The sequence below is a fragment of the Nitrospirillum amazonense genome, assembly GCF_007828045.1.
Lineage (GTDB): Bacteria > Pseudomonadota > Alphaproteobacteria > Azospirillales > Azospirillaceae > Nitrospirillum > Nitrospirillum amazonense_C.
Genome location: NZ_VITN01000020.1, coordinates 69,817 through 81,447, shown reverse-complemented (window position 1 = coordinate 81,447; position 11,631 = coordinate 69,817). Strand labels below are relative to the sequence as shown.

Sequence of the window (11,631 nt, the reverse complement as noted above, 5' to 3'; positions counted from 1 at the left end):
TTCCGGCCCTTGAACCGCGGATGGAACCGCAGGCGCCTATGGCGCGTTAAATGTATGCAGCATGCATACTATACAGAATGTATGACGCCTTGATGACGGCGTGGGCTTGTGTCTCTATGACGCTGTCCTCACCGTTACCGGCTGCCTGTTCTCATGCGGATGTTCCCCGATTCAGATCCCGCCCTTCCCATGGTTTCCGTCGCCCGGCCCGTCAGCGAGGGCGGGCGGCGCATTCTGGACCTGCTGTTGAAAAGCGGGGGCTTGAGCCAGGCGGAGCTGACGCGGTCGCTGGATCTGTCGCAACCGACGGTGACGCGGCTGCTGCAGGGGTTCCACCAGGACGGGCTGGTGCGCACGGCGGCGCGGCAGGCGGACAGGCCGGGCCACCCCAGCGTCCACGTCTCCCTCAACCCCGATTTCGCCTATGCCCTGGGCGTGTCGCTGCTGGGCGACGCCGTGTCCATGACCCTGATGGATTTCACCGGCAGGGTGCGGGGGCAGCGGCGCGCCGCCATGCCCACCATGGCGCGGCCGGTGGTGCTGGAGCGGTTGCGGGCCTTCCGCCGGGAATTGGAGGAGGAGACAGGTATCGATCCCCGGCGCCTGGTGGGTGTGGGCGTGGGCATTTCCGCCTTTTACGTGGGGCGGGGGCGGTTGTTCAATCCGCCGGCCTACCTGGACGATTGGGCGATGGTGGAGATCGAGCCCATTCTGGAAGGGGCGCTGCGCCTGCCGGTGCGGGTGGACAATGACGGCACGGTGGCCGCCATCGCCGAAAGCCTGTTCGGCGTGGGCCGGCGCTGCCGCAACTTCGCCTACCTGCACCTGACCAACGGCTTCGGCGGCGGCATCATCGCCGATGGCAAACCCTTCCGGGGCCAGAACGGCAACGCGGGGGAGTTCGGCGGCATCTGGACGCTGGCCGGCGTGACCTATGCCAACCTGGACCTGCTGCAGACCTGCCTGAAGAATCACGGTCACGTTTTCGCGACGGTGGAGGAAATGGTGCAGGCCATCGACGTGGGCTGGGATGGCGTGGCGGATTGGCTGGACCAGGCGCAACCGTCCTTCGCCATGCTGTGCGGGCTTCTGGCCTACAGCATGGATCCCGGCCTCATCGTCATCGGCGGCCGGCTGCCCCCGTCCATCGCCCGGGCCCTGGCCGACCGTATCGTCGTGCCGGTGCCGACCAACCGCCGGGGCTATCCGCCCCCGCTTCCCGCCGTGGTGATGGCCGAGGCGCCCGGCGATCCGGTCGCGCTGGGCGCCGCCGTCATGCCCCTGCGCGAGGCGTTCTTTGCCTGACATCCTGTCATAAAGCCGCAATGGCGCGCAGGCTAGTGTGCCGCCCGAACAATGCCGGGTGGGCCGGATGTCCAGCATGGATGGGAATGGCGGCCCGGAATGGGCACGGATGCTGCGGGTGGCCGTCTGGCGCGCCTACAGCGTCGGCCATTATGGCAAGAGCCTGATCTGGTACAGCAGCGAACTGCTGTTCGCCTATTTCCTGACCGAGGCGTGCGGCCTGCCGCCCCGCGCCATGGGGGCGGTGCTGGCGGTGTCGCTGGTGATCAACGGCGCCACCGACATGGTGATGGGACATATGCTGCGGCGCCGGGCGGCGACCGTTCCGGCGGCCGCCCGCCTGCACTTCCTGGGCAGCGTCTTGGCGGGGGCGGCCCTGTTGCTGTTCCTGGCCACAGGGCTGGTGCCCGCCGGTTGGCGCATCCTGTACGCGCTGGGCACGGGGTTGCTGTTCCGCCTGACCTACGCCCTGTACGACGTGCCGCAGAACGCCGTGCTGGGCATGGTCGCCGGTGACAGGGCGCGCACCGCCCTGTCGGCCTTGCGCTTCGTCGGCGCCGGTCTCGCCACCCTGTCCATCGCGGTGGCGGCGCCGCTGCTGCTGGCGCGGAGCGGGCCGGAGCAGGCGCGCGCCTTCGCCGTCTTCGCCCTGGTTCTGTGGGGGATGGGCATGGCCAGCGCCGGCTGGTTCTGGTGGGCTGCGCGTCGCGGCCTAGTCCTTGAACCTTCGGTGCCGGCGATGACGCGCCCTTTCCTGTCGCAATTTCGCTTCCCCATGGCTCTGGCCGCCGTGCTGGCGGCGGAGTTCGTCCTGTCTGGGACGGCCTCGGTGTTCACGCGGCTGGAGCCTTATTTCGCCGCCACCGTCCTCACCTCTTCCCTGGCGCGGGGAACCGTCATGGCCTGCGTGGCCATTGGTGGGCTGGTGGGGCAGCCGCTGTGGACCCTGGTGGTGGACCGGCACAACCCGTCGGCCGCGTTTCGCGCCTCGGCGGCGGCGGCCATCACCGGGGCGTTGGCCTTTCTGGTCTTCGGCGCCCACAGCCTGCCGCTCACCGCCGCCGCCGCCGGTTTGCTGGGAACGGGCCTGGGGGGCATGAGCATGCTGTTATGGGCGGCGGCGGGGGCCTGTGCCGCGTCGCCCGCGATGTCGGGCCATCGCCTGGCGCCAACACAGGTGTTTAGCCTGCTGACCTTGTGCATCAAGGTGGCGTGTGCCGTCGCCATCCTGATGGTCAGCGAGATCCTGGTGTGGCGGACCGGGGATCGCCAGACGGTCGTTTCCGCCTTGGGCCTGATCCTGCCCATGACCATCCTGCCTTCCCTGGGTGCCATGCTTTGCCTCGTGCTCACCCCCCGCCTGCGCCTGACATGACGCTGCTGCATGGAATGGAATTTCCAAATAATATAAATATGAAATAGTCATTGCGACTCCGGAAGCCGCCCGTTAGCATCCACCAAGCAAATCAGCGGGGGGAGGGCGCGGTGGTGGTCAGCGACGGGGGCATTAGCCGGCGGCAGGTGTTGAAGGCGGGCGGCGGCGTGGCCGTGACGGCGGCCGGATACGGTCCCCTCACCACCGCGCGGGCCTTCGCGGCGACCGCCGGGGCGGCACGGCCCGCCGCTTCCTCCCGCGAGGTGTTGGCGCTGGACCAGGGGTGGCGCTTCTTCGAGGGCGACGTCCCGTTCCCCGAGATCCTCAGCCAGGACGATTCCTACGATAACGCCAAGGCGGGCAAGGCCTGGGGGGCGGCCGCCCCCGGCTTCGATGATTCCGACTGGGCCGACGTGCGTCTGCCGCATGATTTCGTCAGTTTCCAGCCCATCGAGGCCGATGCCAACCGGGCCCAGGGCTACCGCCGGCGGGGCATCGCTTGGTACCGCACCGCCCTGCGCTTCGACCCGGCCGACCAGGACCGCCATATCGAGCTGCAGATCGACGGCATCGCCACCCATGCCACCATTTGGTTCAACGGCACGGTCGTGGACCGGAACTGGAGCGGCTACAACGGCATCACCATCGATCTGACGCCCTTTGCCACCTTTGGCGACGATCTGAACACCCTGGCCATCCGCGTGGACGCCCATGCCATGGAAGGCTGGTGGTACGAGGGCGGCGGCCTGTACCGCTCCGTTCGCATCGTGAAGCGCGATCCCGTCCACATCATCACCGATGGGGTCTATGCCCATCCGGTGCCGGCGGGCGATGGTTGGGTGCTGCCGGTGGAGGTCACCGCCTACAACAGCGGCAAGACCACGGCCGCCATGACCGTGATGAGCACCCTGGAGGATGCCGAAGGCCGGGTGGTGGCCAGCGGCCAGGCGCCGGTGATCATCCCGTCCCTCGACCAGAGCGTGGCCCGGCTGGATCTGGCCGTTGCCAATCCCCGGCTATGGAGCGTGGAGGCACCCGCCCTTTATCGCGTCCAGACACGGTTGATGGCGGGGGACCGGTGCGTGGACGCGGTCACCACCACCTGCGGCTTTCGCACCACCCGGTTCGACAAGGACAAGGGCTTCTTCCTCAACGGCCGGCCACTCAAGATCAAGGGCGTGTGCGTGCACCAGGACCATGCCGGCGTCGGCACCGCCATACCCGACGCGCTGTGGGACTACCGCATCCGCCGGCTGAAGGAACTGGGCTGCAACGCCATCCGCTGCACCCATAATGCGCCATCGGCCGTGGTGTTGGACTTGTGTGACCGCCACGGTCTGCTGGTGATGGATGAGAACCGGCAGTTCAACCCGTCGCCCGACACCCTGGCCCAGCTGGAATGGATGGTGCGGCGTGACCGCAACCATCCCTCCGTCATCCTCTGGTCGGTGTTCAACGAGGAACCGATGCAGGGGTCGGCCGCCGGGTATGAGATGGTGCGGCGCATGGCCCACGCGGTGAAGGCGCTGGACACTACCCGCCCGGTGACGGCGGCCATGAACGGCGGCCTATTCACCCCGGTGAACGTGTCCCAGGCGGTGGACGTGGTCGGCTTCAACTACCAGCAGGACAAGTACGACGCCTTCCATGCCGCACATCCCGACGTGCCGCTGATCTCGTCGGAGGACACCAGCGCCTTCAGTACCCGTGGCGCCTATGTGACGGACAAGGATAGCCGCACCATTGCCGGCTACGACGACCCGGTGAAGGACTGGAACACCCATCGCGCCGCCTGGAAGGCGATCGCGACGCGCGACTTCATCGCCGGCGGCTTCGTCTGGACGGGCTTCGACTATCATGGGGAGCCGTCGCCCTGGGGCTGGCCTTCCAATTCCTCCTTCTACGGCATCATGGATCTGTGCGGCTTCGCCAAGGCGGCCTTCCACATCCACCAGGCCCAGTGGGTGACGGACCGGCCCGTGCTGGCCCTGCTGCCGCATTGGAACTGGGCGGGGCGGGAGGGCCAGCCCGTCAAGGTCATGGCCTGCGCCAACGTGGAGGAGGTGGAGCTGTTTCTGAACGGCCGCTCCCTGGGCCGTCAGGCGGTCGATCCCTATGAGATGAACCACTGGATGGTGGCCTATGCCCCGGGCCGGCTGGAGGCGGTGGGCTATGCCGGGGGCAAGGTCACCGCTCGCGCCCAGGTGGAGACGACGGGCCCGGCCGTTGCCCTGAGACTGACGCCCGATCGCAACCGCCTGCGCGGCGACGGGCTGGACGCCACGCCCGTTATGGTGGAGGCGGTGGACGCCCAGGGCCGGCCGGTGCCCCTGGCCCAGGACATGGTCACCTTCGCCATCGAGGGCGGTGACATCATCGGCCTGGGCAATGGCGATCCCAACAGCGCGGCCCCCGAGAAGGGGAACCGCCGCGCCCTGTTCAACGGCCTGGCCCAGGTGACCGTGCGGACGCTGGCGGGTGGCCGCGGCCCCCTGACGCTGGCGGCCACGGCACCAGGCCTCAAGCCGGCGAGCACGCGCGTGGCGATTGAGCCGGCGGCGGCCCCGGCGGGGCAGGCGACGGCGCCCACCGACCTTATCTTGGAAACGTGGTACGCCGCCCCCCTTGCCGCCACGGCGGAAGCGGCACTGGCCTATCAAGGGGCGGACATGGCCGGTTGGGATGATTTCGGCACCCGCTGGGCGCACGACCCGCAAACGGCGGATGGCTTCACCCTATGCTCCGTCCGCTTCACACCGCAGGCCAAGGTGGGGCGCCAGGGTGGGCGCGTGGCCTTTCTGAGCCTGGTCGGCGCGTGCGACATCTATGAGGGTGGCCGCCTGCTGGGCCGCAAGACGGAAGTGGCGCCGGGGCCGCTGACGGTGGCCCTGGCCCCCGGAGCCGGCGACCGGCGCCTGGACGTGCTGTTCCGCACGCCGGCCGGGGCCGAGTTCGGCTTCAGCCGCAACGTCGCGGTGCGTCAGGCCTGACCACTGGCCGGGGTACCGCGCTGGGCTTCCCCTTGGGCCTCCCGCTGGGCCCGTTGCGCGGCGGTCTTCTGCAGGACGTCATGCCGGGGCAGCAGCCGGTGCAGGAAAGGCAGGGTGGCGGCCCCCATGGTCATGGCATCGGGCGCCACCACGATGCGGACGCGGCCCGGCAGGTGGGGCATGTCGTCCAGACGCCGGTTCAAGGCGCGGGCCAACTGATCCAGCAACGGGCCCGGCAGCCGGCCGCTGAGATGGATGGCGGGCGGGTTCACCAGGCAGGTGATGGTCACGATGGGCCCCTCCAGCAGGCGGGCGCAGGTGTCGATCCAATCCGCGGCCAGGGCGTTGCCCTCTTCCGACAGGGTCGATAGCCCGTCCAGGCTGTCGGTGGCCAATCCCTGGGCCGCCATGTGCCGGTGCAGGCCGGGCAGGGAGACGATGCTGCCCATGCCTTGGGGGCCCATGTCCCCGGCGGCCGACGGTCCGCCATGGGGGATCAGCAGATTGATGTCGTTGCCATGCCCCCCGGCTCCGGTGAAGGGGCGGCCCCGCAGAACCAGGCCGCCGCTCGACTCCCGCCCGATCAGAATCTGGAAAAAGCTGGGTTCGCGCAGGCCGGGCCCGAAGTGCAGGTCACCCGCGGCGGCGGCGGCCGTCATGGTTTCGGCGTGGACGGGATAGGGCAACCGCGCGGCCAGCCGGTGCGCCACCTCCGTCGCCAGGGCTTGGCCGGGCTCCGATGCGTAGGCCAGACCCAGCCCCATCGGCACCATGCCACCGGCATCCGCCGGGCCGCACAGGTCCCCGATGCCGGTTTGGATGGCGTCCGCCCAGGCGGGCGTCGCCTGGCGCGGGATGAGCTGGGTCAGGCGGTCCACGACCCGCCCGCCCAGGTTCATCAGCGTCAGGGTCAGCCGGTCGCCCTCCATGTCCGCGCCCAGGGCCAGCGCCCCGGCGGGATTGATGGACAGCAGCCGCCCCGGCCGGCCCCGGGCGGGAACCGGCGGGTCCCGTTCCACCAACAGATCGTCCCGCACCAGGCGCCGGCAGATATAGGCCACCGTGGGCCCGGTCAATCCGGTGATGGCCGCTACTTCCGGCCGGGACAGCGCCCCGGCGGCGCGGATGCATTGCAGGATGATGCGCTGGTTGTGGTCCCGCGCCTGGGCGCCGGTCGTCCCCGACAAGCCTTCGCCCACGGATACCCGGCGGGCGGTGCGCGGCGGTGCGGGCGATGGGCTCATGAGCTGTCCTTTTCCTCGCGAGGCTTGGATCAGCAGTGGATGCAGCGGTCCAGCAGATCGTGCAGCAGGGGATCCGACGGCTCCCATTCCCCAATGGCGGGATGGATCAGGAAGGCCATGCGCGCCGTCAGCCGGTCGGTGTTCATGGCGGACCGGATGGCCGCCCGTTCATAGGACTTGACCGACTGCACCAGGCCGTGGACTTCGTCGGGCAAGGGCTCCAGCGGTTCGGGGACGATGCTGTCGCGGCTGATCTGGCAGGGCGTTTCGACGATGTCGTTGTCCGGCAGGTTGGGCACGGCGCCGTCGTTGCGGGTGTTGACGATGATGCGCGCGGGCTTGTCGCCGCACAGCGCCGTCATGACGTCCAGGGCGATGCGGTGATAGCCGCTGGCCACGCGGAAGGGATCCTCGTCAAACGGCGCGTCCTTGTCGAAGGCCGAGCCGGCCGACGCCTCCAGCTTCATGTAGGAACCGGAGCGGCGGTTGAGATAGGCGGCATAGGCGGCGACCGCCCCCTCGCCATCGTCGGCGCCCAGGCGGTCCTTCAGGGTGGCGAACAGCTCGTGGTTCAGCTGCTCCACCTCCGTGCCCCGGCTGCTGCCCTGGCGCTTCTGGTTCTCCAGCGCGCGGCGGCGACTGTAGTAGAAGAACAGGTACTCCGTGGGGATCAGCCGCAGGGCGCGGATCATGGCGAAGTCGAACAGGGGGGCGGTGTACAGCTGCGACAGGATGCGGTCGTCGTCCAGCACACGGTCGGTCACGTCCTCGCCGCGCAGGCGGATGCGGCGCACCCAGCCCAGGTGGTTCAGCCCGACATAATCGCACACCACCTCGTCATGCCGGGCGCCCAGCGCCAGGACGATGCGGTGCAGCAGCTCGGTGGGGGTATCGCAAATGCCCACCACCCGCGCCTTGGTATGGGTGCTGATGGCCTGGGTGATCAGGCCCGCCGGGTTTGTGAAGTTGACGATCCAGGCGCCGGGCGCCAGCCGCTCCACCACCCGCGCATGGTCCAGGGCCACGGGCACGGTGCGCAGCGCCATGGCGGCGCCAGCCGGGCCGGTGGTCTCCTGCCCCGGATAACCGTGCTTGATGGCCGCCAGCTCATCCGCCGCGCGCGAGGCGATGCCGCCGACGCGCACGCTGTTCAGGACGAAATCGGCGCCCTCCACCGCGTCCTCGATGGCAGCGGCTTCCCGGATGACCAGGCTGCCGCCCTCCTTGGCGACGACGGCGCGGCCCAGGGCGGCGATGACCTTCAGACGTTCCTGGTCCGGGTCGTACAGCACCATCTCGCGGGCGCCCAGGGCCTCCGCCGCCTCGTTGATGCCGAAGATGACCAGCGGGGTGCGCACGCCGCCGCCGCCGATCATCGCGATCTTACGATCGGTAGGATTGCTCATAAGTGCTCCATAGTTCCGTTCGGTCGGGGATGCCCCCCAAGGCGCCCGCCACCCGGGTGGACAGGGCGCCGCATATGCAGGCGCGGCGCAGGCGGTCCAGCACCGGCGTGCCGTCGAGCAGCGCGTCGATGTAGCCCGCGTCGAAGGCGTCGCCGGCGCCGGTGGTGTCGATGGCGTCCACGGGCGGTGGGGCCACGCTGAGGGCCGTGTCACCGTCCAGGCCCAGGGCGCCGCGCCGCCCCAGTTTCAGGACGGGGTTGGGCAGGGCCAAGCGGCGGGCCAGGGACAGATAGTCCTCCGCCACGTCGCTGCCGCAGAACAGCGCCGCCTCCTTCTCGTTGGGCAGCAGATGATCGACGGCGCGGCAGGTGGCGTGGTTCGCCGGGTCGGGCAGCCACCCGGGCTGGAACCCCACGTCCAGCGAGGTGGTGCAGCCGGCGTCCCGCAGGGCGGGCAGCAGGGCGTCGGCCACGGCGCGGTCAAGCGGCAGCGCGAAATGCACGTGGCGGGCGCGGGCCAGGCCGGCCACCGTCGCCGGGTCGGACAGCAGGGCCGGCAGGGCGCGGTTGACCCCGATATGGGTGAAGAAGGACCGGTCCTCGCGGGTGGAGACGCTGATGCTGATCCCGGTGGCGCCGTCACCGACGCGCAGGCCGCCGGTATCCAGGCCGTAAGGGGCCAGGCGGTGCCGGAACCAGGCGGCGTCGGCCTCGCCCACGATGCCCACCAGCTGGACCGCACGGCCCAGGCGGGCCAGGCCGCAGGCGGTGTTGGCGGCACCGCCGCCCACCTCGCGGGTATAGGCGTCGGTCACCACCTCCTCCCCCGGCTGGGGCCAGGCGGTGAAGCCGCTCAGCACGTGGTCGATGTACAGTTCGCCGACCACGGCCACGTCATGGGTCTTGGTCATGGTCATGGCGCCCGCCAGGCCGGCACCCGGAAGGGCCAGGCCCCCTCGCGCCGCGATTGCACCAGATAAATCGCGACACCCAGCGCCAGCATGCCGATACCGATGGCGATGTGCCGGGGCTGGCTGGTGGCGACGATGTACAGCCAGCCGGCGATGGTGATGATGACGGGCAAGGGGTATAGGGGCATGCGGAACTGCCCCGGGACTGCCGCCCCCTGGCGGCGCAGCATGACCACGGCCACGCACTGGGCGGTGAACTGGAACAGGGTCTGGATGACGATCAGCACGGCGATCAGGTCGGCCAGCGAGAAGAAGCAGGCGATGGCGGACGCCACGCCCATGAACAGCAGCGACACGGTGGGGAAGCGGCCCGTGGGATGCAGTCGGGCGAAGGGCTTGAAGAAGCGCCCGTCCACCGCCGCCGTGTAGGGCACGCGGGAAAAGCCCAGCAGCACCACCAGCGCCGATCCCCAACTGGCGATCAGGATGAGGACGGAGACGACCACCCCACCCCAGTGGCCATAGATCACCTGCATGAAATCCGCCACCACGGCGCCGGACTTCTGCGCCGTCTGCCAGGGCAGGGTGCCCAGGATGGACAGGTTCAGGCCCAGGTACAGCAAGGCGACGATGGCGATGGACAGCAGCACGGCGCGGGGGATGATGCGGCCGGGATTCTTGATCTCCTCGCCGATCATGCAGACGTTGTTGTACCCGCCGTAATCATAGACCGCGATCAGGGTGGCCGAGCCCATGCCCATCCAGAAGGCGCCGGTGGGCTTGAACGCGCCCTCGGGGAAGTCGAAGGCCAGTCTGGCGTCGAAATGCAGGGCGCCGCTGAACACGATCCATAGGCAGGCGGCCACCACCACCACCGTGATGGCGATGGACAGGCGCTGGATGGAACGGATGTCGCGGTACAGCAGGGCGGTGTTCACCAGGCAGACGGCGGCCGCGATGGCCATCATGTGCCAGGGTTTCATCTCCGGCGCCAGGAAGCTGGCGTACTGCGCCAGGCCCACGGTTCCCGAGGCGATGGACAGCGGACCGATCAGCAGCGACTGCCACAGATAGAGGAAGCTGAACAGCCGGCCCAGGCGGGCGGGACCGAAGGCGTGCAGCAGGTAATGGTAGGGCCCGCCAGAGCGGGGGAAGGCGGACCCGAGCTCCGCCCACACCAGGCCGTCATAGGCGCACAGCACGGCGCCCAGCAGCCAGCCCAGCATGGCCTGCGGCCCGCCCATGGCGGAAATGGCCAGGGGAATGGTGATGAAGGGGCCGATGCCCACCATGTTCAGGATGTTGGCGGCCAGGCCGCCGCCCAGCCCAATGCCGCGGACGGGCCTCAGGGCCGATTGGGAAGCAGGCTCCGGGGCCGTCGTCATAGGCGCACGGCCTGGCCGGTGGCGACGGATCGGGCGGCGGCCTCCGCCAGGGCCAGGGCCGCCACGCCGTCGGCATACCCCACGCTGGGTTGCGCCGTGCCGGCCAGGATCTCGGCGAAATGGGCCGCCTCTTGCCGGTAGGCCTCGGCATAGCGGTCCAGGAAGAAGTTCTGGAAGGCGTCGCTGGCAGCACCCGGGTTGCCGCCGGCCCCGCCCCAGGTGGAAACGCTGCTTTCCAGGATGTTGTCGGCGCGCAGCAGGCCCTTGGAGCCGAAGGCCTCGATACGCTGGTCATAGCCATAGCCGGAGCGGCGGCTGTTGCTGATGACGCACAGCTTGCCCGTGGCGGTGCGCAGGACGGTCTTGGCGGTGTCGATATCTCCGGCGGCGCCGATGGCCGGATCCACCAGGCAACTGGCGGCGGCGTAGACCTCCACCACCGGTTCGCCCAGCAGCCAGCGGGCCATGTCGAAGTCGTGGATGGCCATGTCCTTGAACAGCCCGCCGGACACCTTGATGTAGCTGACGGGCGGCGGGGCGGGGTCGTGGCTGGTGATCTGCAGGGTTTCCAGCGCCCCCACGGCGCCGGCCTCGAGTCGGGCCTTCAAGGTGGCGAAGTGCGGGTCGAAGCGGCGGTTGAAGCCCAGCATCAGGGGAACGTCGCCACCCAGGACGGGGGCGGCGGCCTGGGCGCGCGCCAGATCCATGTCCAGCGGCTTCTCGCACAGCACGGCCTTGCCGGCGGTGATGGCGCGGGCGGCCTGGTCCAGGTGCAGGTCGGTGGAACTGGCGATGATCACGCCGCGCACGCCGTCGTCCGCCAGCACCGTGTCCAGGTCGGTGACCGTGGCGCCGGTTTCGGCCGCCACGGCGTCACTGGCTGCGGCGTTGGGATCGGTGACGTACTTCAGGCGCAGGGCCGGGTGGGCCGCGACGTTGCGGGCGTGGATGCGGCCGATACGGCCGGCGCCCAAAATGGCGATGTCGAACATGCAGGCTCCCTGTCAAGGCCCGGC

Annotated in this window: 8 protein-coding genes; 3 read left to right on the top strand and 5 right to left on the bottom strand. The window is 69.6% G+C overall.

The features are described 5' to 3' along the window. Positions 1 to 189: 189 nt before the first annotated feature. From FBZ89_RS24060 to galA, 3 genes are all read left to right on the top strand, one after another. Entirely contained in the window at positions 190 to 1,305 is a 1,116-nt protein-coding gene (locus tag FBZ89_RS24060; RefSeq protein WP_145752875.1) for an ROK family transcriptional regulator, read from the top strand. Between the two features lie 67 nt (positions 1,306 to 1,372). Next, complete coding sequence (locus tag FBZ89_RS24055) at positions 1,373 to 2,680, top strand: MFS transporter (protein ID WP_145752873.1); 1,308 nt, start codon at positions 1,373 to 1,375, stop codon at positions 2,678 to 2,680. 113 nt (positions 2,681 to 2,793) lie between these two features. Further along, positions 2,794 to 5,670 carry a beta-galactosidase GalA gene (galA, locus tag FBZ89_RS24050; protein WP_211115342.1) on the top strand — a complete coding sequence of 959 codons (2,877 nt, stop codon included), beginning with the start codon at positions 2,794 to 2,796 and terminating at the stop codon, positions 5,668 to 5,670. On the opposite strand, the gene FBZ89_RS24045 is transcribed toward galA, so the two are convergent. The 5 genes from FBZ89_RS24045 to iolG are packed head-to-tail and all read right to left on the bottom strand — an operon-like array spanning position 5,661 to position 11,607. Continuing rightward, a complete protein-coding gene (locus FBZ89_RS24045; RefSeq protein ID WP_186457543.1) occupies positions 5,661 to 6,914 on the bottom strand; it encodes an ROK family transcriptional regulator in 1,254 nt (417 codons plus the stop codon). The genes galA and FBZ89_RS24045 overlap by 10 nt on opposite strands. Positions 6,915 to 6,943: 29 nt before the next feature. Further along, complete coding sequence (locus tag FBZ89_RS24040; RefSeq protein ID WP_145752869.1) at positions 6,944 to 8,320, bottom strand: family 4 glycosyl hydrolase; 1,377 nt, start codon at positions 8,318 to 8,320, stop codon at positions 6,944 to 6,946. Next, positions 8,298 to 9,236, bottom strand: coding sequence for a carbohydrate kinase family protein (locus tag FBZ89_RS24035; RefSeq protein ID WP_246172521.1), 939 nt, complete (start codon positions 9,234 to 9,236; stop codon positions 8,298 to 8,300). Before FBZ89_RS24035 ends, FBZ89_RS24040 begins: the two co-directional genes overlap by 23 nt. Then, the gene (locus tag FBZ89_RS24030; protein ID WP_145752867.1) at positions 9,233 to 10,615 is read right to left on the bottom strand and encodes an APC family permease; all 1,383 of its coding nucleotides are present in this window, start codon (positions 10,613 to 10,615) and stop codon (positions 9,233 to 9,235) included. The genes FBZ89_RS24035 and FBZ89_RS24030 overlap by 4 nt, the downstream gene beginning before the upstream one ends. Then, positions 10,612 to 11,607 carry an inositol 2-dehydrogenase gene (gene iolG, locus FBZ89_RS24025; RefSeq protein WP_145752865.1) on the bottom strand — a complete coding sequence of 332 codons (996 nt, stop codon included), beginning with the start codon at positions 11,605 to 11,607 and terminating at the stop codon, positions 10,612 to 10,614. Before iolG ends, FBZ89_RS24030 begins: the two co-directional genes overlap by 4 nt. Positions 11,608 to 11,631: the final 24 nt, after the last annotated feature.

What these genes read in the sequence shown, in the direction of transcription:
- FBZ89_RS24030 (WP_145752867.1), bottom strand. Translation starts at nt 10,615, where the DNA reads ATGACGACGGCCCCGGAGCCTGCTTCCCAATCGGCCCTGAGGCCCGTC.
- FBZ89_RS24055 (WP_145752873.1), top strand. Translation starts at nt 1,373, where the DNA reads ATGTCCAGCATGGATGGGAATGGCGGCCCGGAATGGGCACGGATGCTG.
- FBZ89_RS24045 (WP_186457543.1), bottom strand. Translation starts at nt 6,914, where the DNA reads ATGAGCCCATCGCCCGCACCGCCGCGCACCGCCCGCCGGGTATCCGTG.
- FBZ89_RS24035 (WP_246172521.1), bottom strand. Translation starts at nt 9,236, where the DNA reads ATGACCATGACCAAGACCCATGACGTGGCCGTGGTCGGCGAACTGTAC.
- FBZ89_RS24040 (WP_145752869.1), bottom strand. Translation starts at nt 8,320, where the DNA reads ATGAGCAATCCTACCGATCGTAAGATCGCGATGATCGGCGGCGGCGGC.
- FBZ89_RS24060 (WP_145752875.1), top strand. Translation starts at nt 190, where the DNA reads ATGGTTTCCGTCGCCCGGCCCGTCAGCGAGGGCGGGCGGCGCATTCTG.
- iolG (WP_145752865.1), bottom strand. Translation starts at nt 11,607, where the DNA reads ATGTTCGACATCGCCATTTTGGGCGCCGGCCGTATCGGCCGCATCCAC.